General features: G+C 40.0%; 10 protein-coding genes, 14 tRNA genes, 1 rRNA gene and 5 pseudogenes. 27 read left to right on the forward strand and 3 right to left on the reverse strand.

What is annotated here, in order from left to right:
• The 15 genes from rrf to PCORN_RS14335 form a co-directional block, all read left to right on the forward strand.
• A 5S ribosomal RNA gene (rrf, locus tag PCORN_RS17570) occupies window positions 1–85 on the forward strand; the annotation flags it as partial.
• Window positions 86–95: 10 nt separating this feature from the next.
• Window positions 96–171 (forward strand) — tRNA-Asn (locus tag PCORN_RS14270).
• A 4-nt stretch (window positions 172–175) separates the two neighbouring features.
• A tRNA-Ser gene (locus PCORN_RS14275) sits at window positions 176–264 on the forward strand.
• Window positions 265–288: 24 nt separating this feature from the next.
• Window positions 289–360, forward strand: a tRNA-Glu gene (locus tag PCORN_RS14280).
• 16 nt (window positions 361–376) lie between these two features.
• A tRNA-Val gene (locus PCORN_RS14285) sits at window positions 377–452 on the forward strand.
• Window positions 453–471: 19 nt separating this feature from the next.
• Window positions 472–545, forward strand: a tRNA-Met gene (locus tag PCORN_RS14290).
• Between the two features lie 25 nt (window positions 546–570).
• Window positions 571–646: transfer RNA gene (locus tag PCORN_RS14295), tRNA-Asp, on the forward strand.
• A 4-nt stretch (window positions 647–650) separates the two neighbouring features.
• Window positions 651–723: transfer RNA gene (locus PCORN_RS14300), tRNA-Phe, on the forward strand.
• Window positions 724–735: 12 nt separating this feature from the next.
• Window positions 736–818: transfer RNA gene (locus PCORN_RS14305), tRNA-Tyr, on the forward strand.
• 10 nt (window positions 819–828) lie between these two features.
• Window positions 829–902: transfer RNA gene (locus tag PCORN_RS14310), tRNA-Trp, on the forward strand.
• A gap of 19 nt (window positions 903–921) precedes the next feature.
• A tRNA-His gene (locus tag PCORN_RS14315) sits at window positions 922–997 on the forward strand.
• A gap of 11 nt (window positions 998–1,008) precedes the next feature.
• Window positions 1,009–1,080: transfer RNA gene (locus PCORN_RS14320), tRNA-Gln, on the forward strand.
• 13 nt (window positions 1,081–1,093) lie between these two features.
• A tRNA-Gly gene (locus tag PCORN_RS14325) sits at window positions 1,094–1,165 on the forward strand.
• Between the two features lie 22 nt (window positions 1,166–1,187).
• Window positions 1,188–1,261: transfer RNA gene (locus tag PCORN_RS14330), tRNA-Cys, on the forward strand.
• A gap of 37 nt (window positions 1,262–1,298) precedes the next feature.
• Window positions 1,299–1,382, forward strand: a tRNA-Leu gene (locus PCORN_RS14335).
• Between the two features lie 126 nt (window positions 1,383–1,508).
• On the opposite strand, the pseudogene PCORN_RS14340 reads toward PCORN_RS14335, so the two are convergent.
• Window positions 1,509–2,582: pseudogene (locus tag PCORN_RS14340) on the reverse strand (ISL3 family transposase); the annotation flags it as partial.
• 768 nt (window positions 2,583–3,350) lie between these two features.
• On the opposite strand from PCORN_RS14340, the gene PCORN_RS14345 reads away from it, so the two are divergent.
• The 6 genes and pseudogenes from PCORN_RS14345 (at window position 3,351) to PCORN_RS14375 (ending at window position 9,379) form a co-directional block, all read left to right on the forward strand.
• Window positions 3,351–3,536, forward strand: a complete 186-nt coding sequence (locus PCORN_RS14345; protein ID WP_036081898.1) for a hypothetical protein — start codon at window positions 3,351–3,353, stop codon at window positions 3,534–3,536.
• A pseudogene (locus PCORN_RS14355) lies at window positions 3,502–4,631 on the forward strand (IS3 family transposase). Before PCORN_RS14345 ends, PCORN_RS14355 begins: the two are co-directional and overlap by 35 nt.
• A gap of 734 nt (window positions 4,632–5,365) precedes the next feature.
• The gene (locus tag PCORN_RS14360; protein ID WP_036081903.1) at window positions 5,366–6,118 is read left to right on the forward strand and encodes a DeoR/GlpR family DNA-binding transcription regulator; all 753 of its coding nucleotides are present in this window, start codon (window positions 5,366–5,368) and stop codon (window positions 6,116–6,118) included.
• Window positions 6,115–7,026, forward strand: a complete 912-nt coding sequence (gene pfkB, locus PCORN_RS14365) for a 1-phosphofructokinase (protein WP_036081904.1) — start codon at window positions 6,115–6,117, stop codon at window positions 7,024–7,026. Before PCORN_RS14360 ends, pfkB begins: the two co-directional genes overlap by 4 nt.
• A 19-nt stretch (window positions 7,027–7,045) precedes the next feature.
• Window positions 7,046–8,922: pseudogene (locus tag PCORN_RS14370) on the forward strand (PTS fructose transporter subunit IIABC).
• 106 nt (window positions 8,923–9,028) lie between these two features.
• Window positions 9,029–9,379, forward strand: coding sequence for a helix-turn-helix domain-containing protein (locus PCORN_RS14375; RefSeq protein WP_036081905.1), 351 nt, complete (start codon window positions 9,029–9,031; stop codon window positions 9,377–9,379).
• Between the two features lie 58 nt (window positions 9,380–9,437).
• On the opposite strand, the gene PCORN_RS21140 is transcribed toward PCORN_RS14375, so the two are convergent.
• Together PCORN_RS21140 and PCORN_RS14380 are read right to left on the reverse strand one after the other, a co-directional pair.
• Window positions 9,438–9,629 (reverse strand): hypothetical protein, encoded by a 192-nt coding sequence (locus PCORN_RS21140; RefSeq protein ID WP_338151785.1) that lies wholly within the window; start codon window positions 9,627–9,629, stop codon window positions 9,438–9,440.
• Window positions 9,626–10,078 carry a competence protein ComK gene (locus PCORN_RS14380; protein ID WP_338151786.1) on the reverse strand — a complete coding sequence of 151 codons (453 nt, stop codon included), beginning with the start codon at window positions 10,076–10,078 and terminating at the stop codon, window positions 9,626–9,628. Before PCORN_RS14380 ends, PCORN_RS21140 begins: the two co-directional genes overlap by 4 nt.
• 273 nt (window positions 10,079–10,351) lie before the next feature.
• Here PCORN_RS14380 and PCORN_RS14385 point away from each other — a divergent pair, with 273 nt between their 5' ends.
• The 6 genes and pseudogenes from PCORN_RS14385 to PCORN_RS14410 all read left to right on the forward strand — a co-directional run bounded on the left by PCORN_RS14385 (window position 10,352) and on the right by PCORN_RS14410 (window position 20,138).
• Complete coding sequence (locus PCORN_RS14385; RefSeq protein WP_036081907.1) at window positions 10,352–10,585, forward strand: IDEAL domain-containing protein; 234 nt, start codon at window positions 10,352–10,354, stop codon at window positions 10,583–10,585.
• Window positions 10,586–10,752: 167 nt separating this feature from the next.
• Window positions 10,753–14,230, forward strand: a pseudogene (gene addB, locus PCORN_RS14390) (helicase-exonuclease AddAB subunit AddB).
• Window positions 14,227–17,954 (forward strand): annotated as a pseudogene (gene addA / locus PCORN_RS14395) (helicase-exonuclease AddAB subunit AddA). The pseudogenes addB and addA overlap by 4 nt, the downstream one beginning before the upstream one ends.
• 2 nt (window positions 17,955–17,956) lie before the next feature.
• Window positions 17,957–18,817 carry a fumarylacetoacetate hydrolase family protein gene (locus tag PCORN_RS14400; RefSeq protein ID WP_036081909.1) on the forward strand — a complete coding sequence of 287 codons (861 nt, stop codon included), beginning with the start codon at window positions 17,957–17,959 and terminating at the stop codon, window positions 18,815–18,817.
• Between the two features lie 24 nt (window positions 18,818–18,841).
• Complete coding sequence (locus tag PCORN_RS14405) at window positions 18,842–19,201, forward strand: YisL family protein (protein WP_036081910.1); 360 nt, start codon at window positions 18,842–18,844, stop codon at window positions 19,199–19,201.
• Window positions 19,202–19,235: 34 nt separating this feature from the next.
• Entirely contained in the window at window positions 19,236–20,138 is a 903-nt protein-coding gene (locus PCORN_RS14410) for a YitT family protein (RefSeq protein WP_036081912.1), read from the forward strand.
• Window positions 20,139–20,399 lie beyond the last annotated feature (261 nt).

Genomic DNA, 20,399 nt, shown 5'->3' on the forward strand with positions numbered 1-20,399 from the left:
TCCATCCCGAACACGGAAGTTAAGCTTTTCAGGCGCCGATGGTAGTAGGGGGGCTTCCCCCTGTGAGAGTAGGTCGTCGCCGGGCAATGTATTATTCCACAGTAGCTCAGTTGGTAGAGCAATCGGCTGTTAACCGATCGGTCGCAAGTTCGAGTCTTGCCTGTGGAGCCATTATGGAGAGCTGTCCGAGTGGCCGAAGGAGCACGATTGGAAATCGTGTAGGCGGCGAAAGTTGTCTCAAGGGTTCAAATCCCTTGCTCTCCGTTCTCTATAACATTTTCTTATTTTGGCCCGTTGGTCAAGCGGTTAAGACACTGCCCTTTCACGGCGGTAACACGGGTTCGAATCCCGTACGGGTCATTTTCATTATTTTTTGGGGGGCTTAGCTCAGCTGGGAGAGCATCTGCCTTACAAGCAGAGGGTCAGCGGTTCGATCCCGTTAGCCCCCACCATTTATTTGTTTTATATCGTCGCGGGGTGGAGCAGTCTGGTAGCTCGTCGGGCTCATAACCCGAAGGTCGCAGGTTCAAATCCTGTCCCCGCAATTTAATTTTTAATTTCTTAGTTAGTGGTTCCGTGGTGTAGGGGTTAACATGCCTGCCTGTCACGCAGGAGATCGCGGGTTCAAATCCCGTCGGGACCGCCATTATGGCTTGGTAGCTCAGTTGGTAGAGCACTTGATTGAAGCTCAAGGTGTCGGCAGTTCGATTCTGTCCCAAGCCACCTTAATATTTTGGAGGGGTAGCGAAGTGGCTAAACGCGGCGGACTGTAAATCCGCTCCTTCGGGTTCGGCAGTTCGAATCTGCCCCCTCCACCATTTTTATATTAGGGGCATAGTTTAAAGGTAGAACTAAGGTCTCCAAAACCTTCAGTGTGGGTTCGATTCCTACTGCCCCTGCCAAAATAATAATTTAATAGTGGCGGGTGTGGCGAAGTGGTTAACGCACCTGATTGTGGTTCAGGCATTCGTGGGTTCGATTCCCATCATCCGCCCCATTTTTGAGCGGTGGGCTATAGCCAAGCGGTAAGGCAACGGATTTTGATTCCGTCATGCGCTGGTTCGAATCCAGCTAGCCCAGTTTTTATTCTTTTGCGGAAGTAGTTCAGCGGTAGAACATCACCTTGCCAAGGTGGGGGTCGCGAGTTCGAACCTCGTCTTCCGCTTATTTTACTTGCGAAGTGAAGTGGCGCCATAGCCAAGTGGTAAGGCAGAGGTCTGCAAAACCTTTATCACCGGTTCAAATCCGGTTGGCGCCTCCATTGATGTTTATTTAAGACTACAGTATAATTATATTATGCCGGCGTGGCGGAATTGGCAGACGCGCTGGACTCAAAATCCAGTGATCTCACGATCGTGCCGGTTCGACCCCGGCCGCCGGTATCAAAGCAACCCCAACACTTTACAGCGTTGGGTTTTTTGCTTTTCTGATATAAAATAGGCTCTATGTCAATTGTTGGGGTGAAATATCGAGGTACAAGCTAGGGAAACAATGGCTTGTACCTCTTTTTAGCCTACAGAAATGTCAAAATCTTTGATAAAGTGCTGGGCAAGTATTTTGGCGCGGAATCGTGAAAAGTTTTGATAGCCATAAGAAGTACGCTTGATAACCTTGGTTCGGTTGTTAATTCCTTCTACGAAGCCATTGGACAGATGTGGGTAAATGAAGGCATTGATGATTTCTGTTTCCCAGCGTCGGAAAGTGCCGATAGCTTTTATGAATTCTGGAAGCTGTTTGTCTTGTACGAGTTGATAGAAATCGTGTAAGGATTGACGAACGTCGTGGCGTTCTTGTGCTTTATTGGTATCAAACCAAGCCTGATAGGCTTCTTTGATAGTGTAGGCGGTTTGTAGATCAGGATGCAAGCTTAAGTAATGGCGAACGATGGCTTTTTGCGCTGTGTTCAATTTATGAGATCGCTTGAAAAGGAGTTTTTGTATCCGTTTCCCGTGTTTTCGATCTTTTTCTGAAAAATGTTTTTGGACGCGAACGCGGACTTTATTCAGCGCCCAATAGATGTAGCGAGAGAAGTGGAAAGAATCGGCAATAATAACTGGTTTGTCGAGGGCTTGTTGCACAGCGTTTTTGAAGGTCGAACTCAAATCCATGATAACCATCTCTACCTGTTGCCCGCGTTCTCTTAAATAACGTTGAATGGTTTTGGCGCGACGGTTTTCTAAGATATCAATGGGGCGACGAGTAATGGGATCAGCGATAATGAGTTGGAATTTGCCTTTGTCTGTATCTCCCTTGAACTCATCGATAGCGATGACTTTAGGAAGGGCGACAGGAGGCGTGGAAAAGGCTTGTGTACGCGCATCGAATAGACGCATAATTTTAGGTGCGGTTGTTCCAAACGTTCTGGCAGTATAGGTAAAGGACGGGGCAGAGATACTATGGAAAAGGGCTGCTTGATGCCAAGATGTCGAAAAACGCTGATAGCGTGCCACAAGTCCTTGATTTTTTTCATCAAACGATTTTCCGCAAGAACAAATATATCTGCGTTTGCGATAGTGTACGTAGACACGTTTTTCTGCGACTTTTAGATGTTGGAAAGTGTGCATACGATAGTCTTTGATGCGATCCGTTTTTTGTTTTTACAAGAGGGGCAGGCATGTTTTTTTCGCTTTAGTTGGATATGAATGTGGCAACTATGATTTTCAATAGAATAATCAAGAAGTCGGATGTTTTTATTTTCTAAACCGATGAGTTGTATGATAAAATGGTCTGGCATGGTAATATCGCTCCTTTGGATTGGGTTTCGTCACTTTTATCTTAAAGGATTTTGATATTACTGTGTATTTTTTTGTCTTGAAACGGGAACAAAAAATGTTGAGGCAGATTATTTTCTACCCCAACATTTATTATAGAACCCAAAAATCGAGGTACGAGCTAGAGATTCAATAGCTCGTGCCTCTTTTTAGCCTACGGAGATGTCGAAATATTTGATAAAGTGTTGTGCGAATATTTTGGCTCGGAATCTTTCGAAGCATTGAAAGCCATAAGCGCCTCATTTTAAAACTTTGGTTCGATTATTAATTCCTTCTACGAAGCCGTTGGATAAATACCATATGCCAATATTTTAATGGTTGATTTGGACTTAACACGCTATTTTCTTGAATATGTCCATCATGAAGAAAAAACGTATGTTTCGCAGGCATATGAGAATCGATTTTCTTATTAAAGAAGATATACGCTTCAAGGAGACTATTTTGAATTAGCACTAATGATTTGCGAGAGAATGTCGTTCGAAGCGATTAGACAGGTATAAAGAAGCGCATTATAAATCATGAGGGCTGGGTTGCTGGTTTCAGTAGCCTATTTTTTATGGAAAGAAAGAGGTGGGGTATTTGAGTGCTATTCCAATGCAATATCCAAATTTAGAACAATATTACATGGATGTCAAAGAGATTGCTAACGCTTCTTACATTCTGAATGAAGGTCTGGACAGGAAAAATAAGGTCTGTACAATAAAAGAAAAGCACACTGGAGGAATGTCAGATGATAAAAAGAGCGAAACGAACATGTACACCTGAATTTAAAAAGCAAATGGTGGCATTATATGAATCAGGGAAGCCTCGTAAAACTATCATGGAAGAATATGATTTAACGCCTTCGGCATTCGATAAATGGATACGTTAGAGTCGAACAAGAGATTCTTTTCAAGCGAAGGATAACCTAACATTGGAGCAAAAAGAACTTCAAAAATTACGCAAAAGAAACACGCAGTTAGAGATGGAAAATGATATTTTAAAGCAAGCAGTGCTGATATTCGGATGAAAATCCAAGTAATCCAACAAAATAAACACAAATATCCAATAGCAGCGATGTGCCGTATCTTAGGTGTTTCGGGGAGCACGTATTATTATCAAGCAAGACCTAAAAATTCAGAGGCAGCCCTAGAGCAGGCTGTTGTAAAAAGAATTTCATAAAAGCCGTCAAAACTATGAGACGCGGAAATTAAAAGTAGCGCTAGCCCTTCTAGGCTTACCGTTTCTAGACGCAAAATCGCCTGGATTATGCTGAAATTCGGCTTGATTTCGAACTATACCAAGCGAGTTACAAGCGGGCATAAAACGGTTGTCAACGAAGCACCTATTAGGAACCACTTAGAGCGTCAATTTAAGCAAGAACAAGCACTAAAAGTAGAATGTCACTTAACCTATGTTCGAGTAGCAAACAAGTGGCACTATGTTTATTTCATTCTAGACCTGTTTAATCGTGAAATTATCGGGCATAGTGCTGGACCACATAAAACAGCCGCCCTGGTAAAAGAAGCGATTTATCGCATTCCCTTTCCACTTGCAGATGTTCAGATGTTTCACACAGACCGCGGAAGTGAATTTAATAATCGAGAAATCAACGAGATACTGGCTAGTTTTGAGATCCAACGTTTGCTTAGCAAGAAGGGTTGTCCTTATGATAACGCAGTTGCCGAGAGTATCTATAAGTCATTCAAAAAGGAGTTTGTGTATCCGAACCAATTTCAAACATTAGGGCAACTACAAGTACAGCTCTTTGATTACGTAAATTGGTGGAATTATATCCGGCTTCACGGGACATTGAATTACCAGAGTCCGGTTAGTTTTCGCATCGCGAAATCTATCGAAAATAAAGATATCACAGGCTAAATCCTGTAACAAGAATTTAGCTGCTTGACACCTTGTAAATTTTGCTCGAAAAAGGGTTGCCATTCCAAGCTTGATGTAAAAACAGAAAAATATTGATAAGGTTGTAGAGTGCCTGGATTCTTCTCAGCAAAAGGTCTCCCTCAGAGAGATACCTATTTTTCGATGTTTAGATGTTTAATTGAAAATTGATATCCCGTTTTTATAAGTTATAAATATAAAAAAGACGGAATAATAGTTTTTTTTATATGTTTAGTTTTTAAAAGGAAATTTCACTGTGATTTCTTTAAAAACTTCTCTTAATATAAGTTTATATAGTGTCTGCTTTTGAAGTAACTTCGCCATATTTTTGTCAAATTTAAGAGGAATAGGCAATAATATACGGAGTTTTTGGTGTTATTTTTTGGATAAACTACACAGCATGACGTTTTCTATCGTTAATGTAATATAAAGTGTTAATATATTAGTTAAAAAGTAGTCTATCAAATTCATTCACCCTTAGAATAATGTGAAATATAATACTAAATATTTAATATATATGAAGAGTAATACTAAAATTACAACCAATATAGAAAAAATGAGTAAATAGTAGTGTGTATAAACTACTTATAAAGATCCTAGTATTCTTGAATAAGAGTCCAAAGATACAGCTGTATCAGGAGGTTTTTTTGTTTTGACTGATTTAGATTGACTTTGAATGAATGTGGTGTTATTCTTTTAAAGAACGGAGGGATTATATGTTGAATGCAGAGAGGCATAAAATCATAATGGATCTTTTGAAGCGGAAGGGCGCTGTTAAATTAAAGGATTTGATTGAAATATCGGATTCTTCAGATTCAACAATACGGCGTGATTTGGCTGAGTTAGAGGATTTAGGGCTGTTAAAGAGAGTGCATGGCGGGGCAATACTTAGTCAAGCAAGGACTATTGAGATGAGTATGTTAGAGAAATCAGTCAGAAACGTTCATTTGAAAAAGGATATTGCTAAATTGGCTGCTTCAACTGTTGTCGATGGTGATTGTATATACTTAGATGCTGGTTCCACTACATTTGAGATTATTGAGTGCTTAGTTGGCCGTGATATTACAGTGGTCACTAATGGTTTGATGCATGTGGAAGAGCTTGTTAATTTGGATTTGAATGCTTATATTTTAGGTGGGGAAATGAAAGCGAAAACAAAGGCTATTATTGGTGCAATTGCTTTAGATAATATCATGAATTATCGATTTGATAAGGCTTTTATTGGGGCTAATGGTATTCATATGTTAGATGGATATACGACACCTGATATAGAGGAGGCTTTATTAAAACGTAAGGCCATGGAGCTCTCTGATGAAACTTTTATCGTTGCTGACAGTTCTAAATTGCATCATAGTCATTTTGCTAAGATGTTTGATTTAGAAGAAGCTGTGTTGATTACTAATGCTATGAACGAAGAAGAAAAATCCGGAATAATGAAAAAGACTAATGTTATGGAGGTGCCAAATTGATATATACAGTGACGTTGAATCCGTCGATTGATTATATTGTGGAGATTGATGACCTTCATTTAGGTCACTTAAACCGAATGAAGGCGAGTATAAAGTTACCTGGGGGAAAGGGAGTCAATGTTTCTCGGATACTTAATCAATTGAAAGTTGCCAATTGTGCTCTAGGTTTTTTAGGTGGTTTTACTGGTGATTTTATTCAGCGGTGGTTAGAGAAAGAGGGAAGTACAAATCGGTTTACGCATATTATAGATGACACACGCATCAATGTTAAGTTGAAGCATGGGGAGGAAACTGAAATAAATGGAGCAGGACCAACTATTGATTTAACGGAAGTAGCGGCATTTTTTGAGGAATTTGATAGGATGGAAAAAGGGGATATTGTTATCTTGTCTGGAAGTATCCCACCTTCTTTAGGGTCTGATTTTTATAACCGAATCATTGCAAAATGTGAAGCAAAAGCTATAGAGTTTATGATTGATACGACTGGGCCAAGTTTATTGGATACACTGGGTAGAGAACCATTCCTTATTAAGCCAAACCATCATGAGTTAGCTGAACTATTTGGAGTTGAATTCAATGGTATAGAGGATATTATCACTTATGGTAAAAAATGTTTAGAACTAGGTGCCAAGCATGTTATTGTATCACTTGCTGGTGATGGTGCTTTACTGTTTGTGAAGGATAAGGTGTATCGGTCCAATACACCAATGGGCAACGTGAAGAATTCTGTTGGCGCGGGGGATTCAATGATTGGTGGCTTTATTGGTACTTATATGGAAAATAAGGATGTACTAGAGTCATTTCGAATCGCGGTAGCTACTGGTAGTGCAACCGCTTTTTCTACGGATTTGGCAACCCACGATGCTATTCAAAAATTAATTCCAGAAGTGAAGATTTCAGAGATATAATAATTGGGAGGCTTACATTATGAAGATAACTGATATTTTGAGTCAAGATACGATGATTCTTTCCTTGAAAGCAACGACAAAAGAGGGCGCAATTGATGAAATGATTGCAAAACTCGATGAAAAAGGGAAAATTAACGATGTGTCGCTTTTTAAAAAAGGAAATTATGAAGCGCGAACATGAAAGCTCCACTGGTATAGGTGATGGTATTGCGATGCCCCATGCTAAAACGAAAGCTGTCAATAAACCAACCGTAGTATTTGCTAAAAGTGAGGCAGGATTGAATTATGAGTCGTTGGATGGACAACCCGCATTCCTATTCTTTATGATTGCTGCGACAGATGGAGCGAACCAGACACATTTGGAAACACTAGCTGCTTTATCGCGTTTACTTATTCACCCAGATTTTGTTGGTAAATTACGTGGTGCGACATCTACTAAGGAGGTAATTAACTTATTTGATGAGGCACAGGGGAAATCAGACTCTGCCGAAGCGGATGATAATGCTATATCTCAAGATAAGCCCTTCGTGGTTGCGGTTACGGCTTGCCCTACAGGTATTGCTCACACTTATATGGCTGAAGATGCGCTGAAAAACAAGGCAAAAGAAATGGGTGTGGATATTCGGGTAGAGACGAATGGCTCGGATGGGGCAAAAAATAAATTGACAACAGACGAAATTGAACGTGCTAATGGTGTTATTATTGCTGCCGATAAAAAAGTAGAAATGGCTCGATTTGATGGGAAACATGTTCTTGAAACACCTGTGAGTGATGGGATTAGAAAGCCGGAAGAATTGATTAATAAGGCGATTGCAAAAGAAGCACCTGTATACTATAGTAGTGGCGAAAAAGATAGCTCTAATGGGAGTAGTCAGAAAGTTTCGATTGGAAGTCGTATTTATAAAGATTTGATGAATGGTATTTCTCATATGCTACCATTCGTTGTTGGTGGCGGTATTCTTTTAGCATTTTCGTTCCTATTAGAACAATATTTCCCTAGTGCTAAAACTTTTACAGATATGTTGGGTGCGATTAGTGGTGGAGAGACAGGGGCCTTCCTGTTCTTGATCCCAATACTGGCTGGTTTCATTGCGATGAGTATTGCTGATCGCCCAGGGTTAATGCCTGGTATGGTTGGTGGTCTGTTGGCTGCGACATCGGGTGCTGGATTTTTAGGGGGCTTACTTGCTGGTTTCTTAGCGGGTTATGTTGTACTTGGCTTGAAAATTGTCTTTTCGAAGATGCCTAAGACTTTAGAAGGTTTAAAACCTATTTTAATTTATCCAGTACTAGGATTGCTTATTACAGGTGGTTTAATGTACTTTATCTTTGATCCAATTTTCGCGACAATTAATGAGTTCTTAGTGGATCAATTGCAGTCTTTAGGAACAACGAATGCTGTAATTCTAGGAACTGTATTGGGTGGGATGATGGCGATTGATATGGGTGGGCCGTTCAATAAGGCTGCCTACACATTTGCGATTGGTGTATTTACGACGACTGGTAATACTGATGGGGCGTTTATGGCGGCTGTAATGGCTGGCGGGATGGTCCCGCCACTCGCGATTGCGATTGCGACGACGATATTTAAAAAATAAATTCACATCTGATGAACGACAAGCAGGTTTGACTAATTATGTGCTGGGGTTAGCGTTCATAACGGAAGGGGCTATTCCATTTGCGGCTGCAGATCCCTTACGCGTGATTACATCATGTGTTCTTGGTTCGGCGATTGCTGGTGGATTAACGCAGTTTTGGCAAATTAATGTCCCTGCACCGCATGGTGGAATTTTTGTTGTAGGTTTAGCAAACCACCCTGTATTGTTCTTATTATCAATTCTTATAGGAACGGTAGTCTCAGGATTGATATACGGTTTTTGGAAGAAAGCCAAATAATAGAAATAACTGCTCTAGTGATAGGGCGGTTTTTCTTTGCTATACACTAATAGTCGAAATAACTATCATTCATTGCTATAATGAGAATGTAGGAAGGGGTGAGGGGATGGACTTTGGAGAAAAATTAATATCGCTTCGAAAGAAACATCGATTGACACAGAAACAATTAGCAAAGAAGATAGGTGTAACATCTTCTACAATTAGTAAATATGAGAATGATAATCATCGACCTCCTATATTTATACTTGCTAAGTTGGCAGATGAGTTAGGCACAACAACAGATTTTTTATTGGATGATGTAGCTGGACTTCGGGAGAAAAATTCGGTGAATGCATTTCCGTTGATTGGAAATCCTGAACTAGAAAAGTGGTACTTGGAGCTACCCTACTCCTATTCGGAAGAAGAATTACTGCTCTTGAAAAAAATTTCTGAGGTTTTGGGAAATCGAAATAATTAATTTTAAGGCAGTCACAAACCGGAAAAAGGTGACTGCCTTCTTTTATTAATTGTCTTCTTTATTTTTTTTTGTTCTTTTTTTGATGTGGAATATCTGGGTAACTAAAATCGATAAAATGTTCGTTGACTTCACTTACCTCTTCTATATTATAAGGTTCTCTATTCTCCGCCGCTAAAGACATTGGTGGGAAAAGAAGGTTGGAATAAGGGTACTCAGTTTCTATACTACGCATTTTTTGAGAAAATTTCATGTGTAGCATGGAAACTCTAGCCATCTGGTTATTGAATGTGGCAAAAGATACAGATATTTTTTATTTTTTTGTTTATTATTAAATCGGATTGTTGTGCAATTATAATTAGAATCATAATATTCCGAGATGTGTTGTGGGAATATCCAAATACAATCATCTCTCCCTGCTGATGTTGTTGGAAATGCATAGGTAAAGCTAACAGGATCAATCATAATAGGTGGTTTATGTGTAACGCCGGTCAAGAAGCGTGTACCCTCTCTTCGTCCTTCATAGCTGGAGCCGAAATATTGGCAGCTTGTTTTAATTAGAAATAATGGGGTAAAACTAGATATACGATGATCGTTTAATTCAAAGACTTCTGATTGGACCCCTGATTTTGTTTTTAGAGGCAGAATTATCATGGTATGGGGATTGACCTCATACACTGGCTTTTTCATTTTCTTCGACATAATGTCACTCCTTTGGATGTATATAAGTAGTGTAAATGCACCGAGTTAAGTTTATGGAATATCCGGTTTATTTTCGAAAAAATCTTTAGGTACACCTACTTTGAAGCTATCTGTCTATGGTTCATCTCATTTGCTAGCTTGAGTATAGCACAGCTAATTCTCGAAGTCACTATTTTTTCTAAAAATTCTATTTTTATAAAGGATATGACTTTTTAACCCCTTATTTATACTTTTTCATCGTAGTAATAAAAAATTAAGAAGGAGTGATTCGTCATGGAAATGCGAGATTTTTCAAGTTCATTAGTTAATCAAGTAGGAATTCTAAAAGGAGAAAAAGAGTTAGTGAATACATTTATTGAGTGCTACATGACAATGCTCCTTGACGAACATCGGATGCAACAAGTGAAAGATGAAATTGATAGTGCTTTAGATAATAATGACAAAGAGGAATTTTATCTTTTGACAGAGAAATTAAACGGAATGCAGCAGGAAATGCTGACTTTTTAAATAAATGAAGTGGGAACTAGGGTCAATATGGCTCTAGTTTTTTCATGTTCTATTTGTTGAAATTCGATTATAGTGATAGACTGAAATTAGGATTTTAAAATAAGTATGGTCTAGTTGAATAATATGTGTTATGATATAAAAACAAACATACGTTCGGTGGTGAGGAAATGAGTTTACAATTTATTATAGGACGAGCGGGTACGGGGAAAACGACGCTAATCATGGATAGGCTAGAGGAGAAAATTAATAGTAGAGAAGAGAAGCGTAACTGTGTTTTCTTAGTTCCAGATCAGATGACATTACAAACGGAGACGGTATTTTTTGAACGGGAGGGGATTTCTGGTTTATTAAATGCGCAAATTTTTAGCTTCAGTCGTTTAGCTTGGCGGATTTTGCAAGAAAGTGGGGGGCTGGCTAGAACTTTTTTTGACGGATTCTGGATTAGAAATGGTGATTCGCAAAATAATGATTGAGAAAGAAGAGGAGCTACAATTGTTTGGGCGAAATGCTTCGAAAAAAGGTTTTATTAAAGAGTTGGAGCAGATTTTTAAAGAGATGAAACAATTTTGCGTTGATCAAGAACAGTTGCAGGGGTTTGATAGTCAGGATAGCGCGGATCTGAAGGATAAGATGGCGGATATAGCTGTGCTTTATGAGGCTTATGAGAGTGTATTAGCTGGAAAATATTTAGAGAATGAGGATTATTTGAAACTGCTTGCTAGTGCGATTTCGGATAGCCATTTTTTAGCGAATAGTGAGATTTTCATTGATGGATTTCATGAGTTTTCACCACAAGAGTACTTGATTTTAGGTGAATTGTTGGGTGTTTGTAAACATGTGACGATTGCGTTGACATTGGATAAGGCGTATAGTATGAATAATTTGCAAGCGTATCATCTATTTCAATTGACAGGGACGACATATGCTAATTTAAAAGAAATTGCGAAAAATAAAGCTTGTGATGTGTTGCCGGATGTTGTTCTAAAAGAGAATAAACGCTTTCAAAATAGTGAGTTAGTTTATTTACAAGAGAATTGGGGCGATTTTTCTGTGGAGGTATTTGAGGGTGCTGCGCCAAGTCTTGCTGTTGATGAAGCGAATAATCGGCGTGCGGAAATTGATGGGGTTGCAAGGCGTGTTAGGGAGCTGGTAGCAGAGGGATATCGTTATCGAGACATGGCTATTTTGCTTCGGAATGCAGAGGCTTATGATACGATTCTGAAGGCTTCTTTGAGTGCGAATGATATTCCTTATTTTATCGATAAGAAACGGACGATGGCTAATCACCCTATGGTCGAGTTTCTTCGTTCTAGTTTAGATGTGGTTCGTACTAATTGGCAGTATGAGGCTGTGTTTCAGGCTGTTAGAACCGAATTTTTCTTTCCCTTAGATGTGAGCAGTAGTGCTTATCGGGGGAAGGTGGATATTTTTGAGAATTATATATTGGAGAATGGGATTTATAATAAGCGCAGATGGATGGATAAGCGGCCTTGGAGCTATCGGAAAATTCGTGGTTTGGATTTGAATCAAGGTGTGCAGACAGATGATGAGAAGGCGAAAGAGGTCACAATCAATGAAGTCAGGGAGCAGATAAAAGCACCATTAATGAGTCTGGAGAAACGACTGAAAGCTGCTAACAATGGTGTAGAACAGGCGAGTGCCCTTTTTGAATTTATGTTGGATGTACAGGTCGATGGTCGGCTAGATATGTGGCGGAAACGTGCGGAGGAGGTGAATGAGCTTGAGTTAGCGAAAGAACATGAACAGGCATGGAAGTCTGTTGTTGCCTTGTTAGACGAATTTGTGGAGGTTATGGGGGACGAGGAGCTTTCGCTTGATATTTTCTTTGATATTATAAATACAGGGTTAGATGCTCTGGATTTCGCCTTGTTACCTCCGTCTTTGGACCAACTAATTATCACGGATATGGATAGTTCGAGATTGTTGAATATGAAAATTATTTTTGCTGTGGGTATTAATGACGGTCTTTTGCCGATGAAGAAAATGGAGAGTGGCATTTTTTCGGATGAAGATCGGGAGTATTTAAATCAATCGGGAATTGCTGTTAGACCTAGTAGTAAGAGCATGCTTTCGAGTGAAGATTTTCTTGCATACAGACTGTTTACGTTAGCTTCAGAGCGGTTGTTTATTAGTTTTCCTAATGCAGATGAGAATGGAAAGGAATTAGCTGAATCAAACTATATTAGGCGTATTGAAGCTATTTTTCCAGAGGTTGAGAGAGGGCTTTATTTGAGTGATCCTTCTCTATTGAATGATTCGGAACAGGCATCTTATATCTCGACACCTAAATCTGCGATAGCGCTTTTAACTGCGCAAATGCAGTATAAGAAAAAAGGATATCCCATGTCTCCTGTTTGGTGGGACGCTTATACGTTTTTTCAATCAGATGAAGAATGGAGATACCCTTCTTTACAAATTTTGGAAAGTTTATTTTATCAAAATAAGGCTAAAAATATTTCAGAGGAGGCTGCAACCTCTTTATTCGGTGAGAATATTCATGCAAGTGTTTCGCGAATGGAACGTTTTTATAGTTGCCACTTCCAGCATTTTGCGCAACATGGTTTGAAACTGGAGGAGCGGGCGCATTTTAAACTGCAGTCTGTGGATATTGGTGAGATATTTCATGGAGCAATGGAGTGGATATCGGCAAAACTTCGAGAAAATAATCTTGAGTGGGGACAATTATCTGTGGAGCAATGTATGGAGCTCGCGACTCTTGCTATGGCATATTTAGCGCCTAAGTTACAACATGAAATTTTACTTAGTACGAAGCGATTGGAATATATTCAATATAAGCTTTTGAATATTATTATTAGGGCAACGCGTGTGCTGAATGAGCAGGCTAAGATTAGTCGGTTTAAGCCTGTTGGATTAGAGGTCGATTTTGGAGTGAAAGGTGAAATACCGCCTTTGAAATTGCCGCTTCATGGTGGGCGCGAACTTATTTTGCAGGGGCGGATTGATAGAATTGATGAGGCAGAACAGGATGAACGAACTTTTTTGAGAATTATTGATTATAAGTCAAGTTCGCATGATCTGCCGATGACAGAGGTTTATTATGGGTTGGCTTTGCAAATGTTGACGTATTTAGATATTGTTGTGGAGAATTCAGCTAAACTTATTGGAAAAGTGGCGGAACCAGCGGGAGTGTTATATTTTCATATGCATAATCCGCTTGTTAGTGCGGACAAGGAATTAACGGAAACGGAGCTTGAGAAGGAATTATTGAAGAGTTTTAGGATGAAAGGGTTAGTGCTGGATGATGCTTTGGCGGTGTCGCTTATGGACACGGAACTGGAGGCTGGGAAAACATCTTCTGTCATACCTACAGGGTTAAAAAAGGATGGGCAATTTAATGCGCATTCAGCTACAGCAACAAAGGCGGAGTTTGATACGATGTGTCAGTACGTTCGCCATCAGTACACGAAGGCTGGTAATAAGATTATTGATGGGGAAGTAACGATTAATCCTTATAAATTGAGGGAACGAACGCCTTGTCAACTATGTGCTTTTCGATCGGTTTGTCAGTTTGATGCGTCGCTTGAGAATAATCAGTACCGTAAATTAGAAAATCAAAGTAGGGAAGATGTTTTGAGGAAGATGCGTGAGGAGGGGCAAGAATGAAGAGGGAAGTTCCGATAAAGCCAGAGAATGTTACTTGGACGGATGATCAGTGGAAGGCGATTTATGCGAGTGGTCAGAATGTACTTGTTGCCGCGGCTGCTGGATCAGGGAAAACAGCATGTTTTAGTAAATCGGGTCATTGAGAAGATTGTAGATCCTAATGCGCCGATAGATGTGGATCAGCTGCTTATTGTAACGTTTACAAATGCTTCTGCTGCTGAGATGAAGGCTAGAATTGGGAAGGCTATAGAGCAGGCCTTATTAGTTGATGAATCTTCCGCGCATTTAAAACGACAAATAGCCTTACTTAATTATGCTTCTATTTCTACTTTGCATTCGTTTTGTTTAGATGTGATAAAAAAATATTATTATTTGGCTGATATTGATCCGGAATTTCGCTTGATTGAGCCGATTGAAAGCGCGATGGTGCGTGACGAAGTGATGGATAAATTGTTAGAGGAGCACTATGGGAATGCCGAGAATACTGCATTCTTTGAGTTGGTGGATACTTTTTCTGGCGATCGATCAGATGATGATATTGGGAGAGTTGTTGGAGAACTTTATGATTTTTCAAGGGCGCATCCTGAACCTGAGGCTTGGTTGGACTCGATTGTGACTAACTATGACGTAGCTGAAATAACGGATGTAGCTTCATTGCCATTTTACGCGATTATTGAAAAACAATTGGTGATGACGTTACGGCAGGCGGAGCATTTTTTGAAACATGCCATTTTTTTTATGTGGTGAGTCGGCTGGTCCGGAGCCTTATTTAGCGACGCTTGAGAATGATTTGGAACAGATTCGGTTTTTGATGCAAGAACTTCATCATGATTGGGAGAGTCTGACGGATGTTTGGAAGTCTGTTAAATTTCAGAGGATTACTACTTTGAAAGATAAAGAATTGTACGATGAAGCATTAGTGAATCAAGTGAAGAAGCTTCGTGATCAGGCGAAGAAGGCAGTGACAGATGCAGGGAGTGAGTGGTTTTCGCGAGATGGTGCTCATTATATTTCAGATTTGCTAAAAATGAAACCTACGATTGTGACGTTGATTGAGCTTACAAAAGAGTTTGCTATTCGTTTTTATAAGGAGAAGGTTTCGCGAGGAATGCTTGATTTTAATGATTTGGAGCATTTGGCGTTACGTGTTCTAAGTGATCCTGAGCGAGATGGAGGGCCGTCTAATGCTGCACTAGGATATCAAGAGAAGTTTAAAGAGGTTTTGATTGATGAATATCAGGATACGAATATGGTGCAGGAACGGATATTGTCTATGGTGACGGCGGATACGGAGGTAAATGGTAATTTATTCATGGTTGGGGATGTGAAGCAATCTATTTATCGTTTTCGTTTAGCGGAGCCTGGTTTGTTTTTGGCGAAGTATAAGCGTTATTCGGGGGATGGTGATGGGACTGGATTGAAAATTGATTTATCACAGAATTTTAGAAGTCGTTCGGATGTGCTAGACGCAACGAATTTTATTTTTAACCAGTTGATGGATACGGAAGTTGCTGAAATTGAGTATGATGAACAGGCAGAGCTGATTCTAGGTACTTATTTTCCAGAGTCGGATATGACGCAGACAGAGCTTGTTTTGATTGATATGGAACAGGATGAAAAATCGAATGAGGTAGATGAGCTGGCTCCCGAACAACTGCAGAAACGACAGGTGGAGGCGCGCTATATTGCGAAAAGAATTGCTAGATTGATTGATGAAAAAACACCTGTCTATGATAAGGGATTGAAGCAATATCGGCCGATGGAGTATCGCGATATCGTTGTTTTATCGCGGGCGCTGACGAGTGCGCCTGATATGGAGGATGCGATGAAGGAATTGGATATTCCTTTCTATGCTAATAATAATTCTGGATATTTTGAGGCCACAGAGGTTGCAATTATGGTATCTCTTCTTAAAATTATTGATAATCCATATCAAGATATTCCACTTGCTTCCGTATTGCGTTCACCCATTGTTAATTTAGATGAGGATGCATTAGCTCGAATCCGCGCTGTTGGAAAGAATAAACCGTATTTTGAAGCGTTAGAGAAATATGCGCTTTCTGAACCGGGGAAATTGGCCTCGCAATTGCAGGCTTTTTTACGACAATTAAGTAAGTGGCGGGAACTATCTATGCGTGAAGATTTGGCTGATTTGATAGCACAAATTTTTCAGGAGACGCATTTTTATGATTTTGTTGGTGGGTTGCCAGGTGGGAAACAGAGGCAGGCGAATTTACGAGCGTTGTTGGACCGTGCTAATCAGTATGAGAAGACTGCATTTCGTGGATTGTTCCGGTTTATTCGGTTTGTGGAAAGATTGCAAGTAAAAGGACAGGATTTGGGAACTGCCAAGACATTGGGTGAGAAGGAAGATGTTGTCCGAATGATGACGATTCATGCGAGTAAGGGCTTGGAGTTTCCTGTCGTATTTTTATCTGGACTGGATCGTAAATTTAATATGCGGGATATCTATAATAAATATTTATTTGATAAGGATTTTGGCTTTGCTACGAGATATAATGATCCTGTGAGACGCTTAGTTTATCCATCTATTATGCAACAGGCGATAAAGTATAAAAAGGTAGCGGAGATGATAGCGGAAGAAATGCGGGTATTATATGTAGCATTAACTCGTGCAGAGGAGAAGTTAATCTTGGTTGGAACGGTTCCAAGCCTTGAAAAATCTGTTTCGGAATGGGAGCGTAACTTGATGGAGACGGATTGGATGTTACCAGCAAGTGTTAGGTACCAGGCTAAAAATTACTTGCAGTGGATTGGTAGTGCTTTTGTGAGGCATCCGAGTTATATAGAGCAAATGGAAGGGAAAAATATTGCGGGTGCGGTTAAATTGCCTACAAATATGCGTCTTTTGATTAAGAAACATAACTATCAGGAATTTTTGACGGTAGATGCAGATGCTAAGTGGGACTCAAGTTGGTTGGATATAGTGAAAAATGGGAAGGATGCGGTAGAGCAATCGCCATATTTTGAACAGATTCAAGAGCGCCTTTCTTTTCAATATAGCTATATGGAGGAGACGGGTATTCGGTCTAAGCAATCAGTGACGGAGATGAAACGACAATTCTCGGTTGCGGATAGCTTTAGTGACACGCGATTTACGAGAAGTGCGCAACCGGTGTCTTTTGATAGGCCTAAGTTTTTGCAAGAGAAACAATTGACAGCAACGGAGCGGGGGACGGCGATGCATACGGTGATGCAGGCCCTTTCTCTGGAAGTGGCGCCAACTGCTGCAAGGATAGAGGTTTTGCTTGATGAGCTTGTGTCCAAGGAGATTTTGAATGAAGAGCAGGTGGCATCGATACAAGTAGATCTTATATTGAACTTTTTTGATACGGAATTGGGGCAATTAATGCTTGTAAATCCAGATTGTACGTTACGGGAAATACCGTTTAGTTACAAGATTCCTGCAAATCGTATACATCCAGATGTGGATACAACGGAGCAGATTATTGTTCAAGGGATGATAGATGTTATGATAGAGCTTGATGATCAGCTTATTATTATCGATTACAAGACGGACCAGATCACTGGGAAATTCGAAAATGGTTGGCTTGGGGGAGAGGCTATTTTGAAGAAACGGTATCAGGTGCAGATGGATATGTATAAAGAAGCAATTGAAAAAATTAATGGTAGACAAGTGGATCATGTTTATTTATACTTTTTTGATGGGGATCATGTTTGTGAGCTGACAGGGGGAGAATAGAAATGAAGTGGATTAGCTTTAGAATTAGTGGTAGGGAGTCATTTGGTATCGTTAAGGGAGATAGGATTATTGATATTAGCGCGTTCTTTGCAGAGTCTGAGTGTCCGCGTACATTGGTGGAGCTTATTTCGCGACCAGAGAAATTGGCTCATATCGAAAAGCAACAAGATGCGATGCATGGTGCGATTCCGTGTAAGGATGTGCAGTTTTTGCCGGCAATAAGACCATCGAATAATGTGATGGCAGTCGGGAAGAATTATCGAAAACATGTGATTGAGATGGGGAGTGTCGCGGATATTCCAGAGGCAATTATGATTTTTACGAAGAGTAGCAATACGCTAGTTGGACATAAAGGGACGATTCCTTTACATGAGGATGTGACAAATGAGCTTGATTATGAGGGGGAGCTGGCCGTTGTAATCGGAAAAGAAGTGACAAATATTTCGGAGGCTGAGGCTTTGGACGCGATTTTTGGTTTCACGATCTTGAATGATGTGACGGCACGCGATTTGCAGGTGAAGCATAAGCAATTTTACTTAGCGAAAAGTTTGGACGGTAGCTGTCCGGTTGGTCCTTATGTGGTTACGAAGGATGAAATTGGTGACCCGAGCTCGTTGCGGATTCAGACATGTGTGAATGGAGAGAAGCGGCAGGATGGTACGTTGAATCAGCTTATTTTTCCTATTGCAACGATTATTTCGGAGTTGTCTAAAGGCCATACGCTTATGCCAGGGGATGTCATTGCAACGGGGACGCCTGATGGGGTTGGTAAGGCAATGAAACCACCGCGCTTTCTAAAGGAAGGGGATATTGTTACGGTTACGATTGAAGGTATAGGAACGTTAGAAAATCAAGTTATGTAAATAGAATAGAAATGGGGAATTTTTATGTGGTTATATATTCATTTGATTTCATGGATCGGTATTGTTATTGTCACATTGGTTGCGCTTGTTATTTATAAGAAATCGGCAAAAGCTTTTACGATTATGCAAATGTGTGATCGGGTGCTTTACATTACGGTTATTTTGAGCGGTATAATGATGGTACAGTATAGTTTTAGTGAGCATGTTGTCGTATCGATTTTTAAAATATTGCTTGGCTTGGCAACAATTGGTGTTGTGGAGATGTTACTTATCTATCGAAAAAAAGGGAAACCCACGAATCTCTTTTTCATCTTGTTTATTGTGTGCGTGATTGTGACGGTTAGTATTGGATTTTATTTATCTGGAGGAAGGCCGCTATTTTAAGCGTGCTTAATTTTTTTGAAAGTGGGAAATTGCGTTGAATCAACAGCAAATTTATATTGATGGTACGAAGAAATTTTTTATTGCGGTACTTGCTGCATTGCTTAATGCGATTGGGATGAATTTTTTCTTAATTCCAGCGCATGTTTATGCAAGCGGTTTGACGGGGGTTGCACAGCTGACATCAGATTTATTGCAAGACGGTGTGGGTATTAGTTTGTCGACGGGGTTGCTCGTTTTACTGCTAAATATCCCGGTGGCGGTTTTAGGCTGGTTTAAGGTTGGCCGAGCGTTTACGGTGTTTAGTTTTGTGACGGTTGCTTTTATGTCGTTGTTTTTGATTGTGATACCGGTGCAAGAGGTTTCTTCGGATATTTTGTTGAATGCGATTTTTGGTGGGGTTATTTCTTCTGTGGGTATTGGTCTTGCACTTAAGTTTGGGATATCTTCGGGAGGGCTTGATATTATCGCGATGTATATTACGATTAAGACGGGACGCTCTTTTGGGAAGTATTTTTTGCTAATGAATGGGATTATTATTCTGATTACTGGCTTTACATATGAGTGGACGTTTGCTCTTTATACATTGATTTCATTGTACGTTTCGAGCCGGGTGATTGACACGATTCATACGAGACACCAGAAATTGACAGCAATGATTATGACGCAGAATCCAGAAGATGTGATTAAAGGTATTCAGGATAATATGTTTCGTGGGATTACAGTTGTTGAGGCGATTGGGGCGTATTCGAGGGAAAGTGTGACGATGCTTGTGATTGTAATTACGAGATATGAGCTGTATGATTTGACGCATGTTGTTCAGGCAGTGGACCCGCGCTGTTTTATTAATGTCGTGGAGACGTCTAGTGTTTTCGGTGATTTCCGTTCTGAGGCTGATCAGAAAATGGCGATGGAGATGTACAAAACGAGAATGCATTAATGATGAAAAAGCCAAAATAAGCATGCACCGAGTGAATGGTGGACTTATTTTGGCTTTTTTGTGGATGCTTTTATGATTGCCCATACGGCCATGAAAGCGATGAACCAGCAGAGTATAATGATAATGGCTAACATTGTTTAACACGTCCTTTGGAAAAGGTCTATACTTTGAGTATACCATTTTTCAACTATCTAATAAAAGTTATACAAATCAAGAAGAGTATTATAAAATGAAATTACAGTGCTTGGCAAATCGTAGCTT

Origin of the sequence: Listeria cornellensis FSL F6-0969 (assembly GCF_000525855.1) — a bacterium.
Lineage (GTDB): Bacteria > Bacillota > Bacilli > Lactobacillales > Listeriaceae > Listeria_A > Listeria_A cornellensis.

What these genes read in the sequence shown, in the direction of transcription:
- PCORN_RS14360 (WP_036081903.1), top strand. Translation starts at nt 5,366, where the DNA reads ATGTTGAATGCAGAGAGGCATAAAATCATAATGGATCTTTTGAAGCGG.
- PCORN_RS14375 (WP_036081905.1), top strand. Translation starts at nt 9,029, where the DNA reads ATGGACTTTGGAGAAAAATTAATATCGCTTCGAAAGAAACATCGATTG.
- PCORN_RS21140 (WP_338151785.1), bottom strand. Translation starts at nt 9,629, where the DNA reads ATGAAATTTTCTCAAAAAATGCGTAGTATAGAAACTGAGTACCCTTAT.
- PCORN_RS14380 (WP_338151786.1), bottom strand. Translation starts at nt 10,078, where the DNA reads ATGTCGAAGAAAATGAAAAAGCCAGTGTATGAGGTCAATCCCCATACC.
- PCORN_RS14385 (WP_036081907.1), top strand. Translation starts at nt 10,352, where the DNA reads ATGGAAATGCGAGATTTTTCAAGTTCATTAGTTAATCAAGTAGGAATT.
- PCORN_RS14400 (WP_036081909.1), top strand. Translation starts at nt 17,957, where the DNA reads ATGAAGTGGATTAGCTTTAGAATTAGTGGTAGGGAGTCATTTGGTATC.
- PCORN_RS14405 (WP_036081910.1), top strand. Translation starts at nt 18,842, where the DNA reads ATGTGGTTATATATTCATTTGATTTCATGGATCGGTATTGTTATTGTC.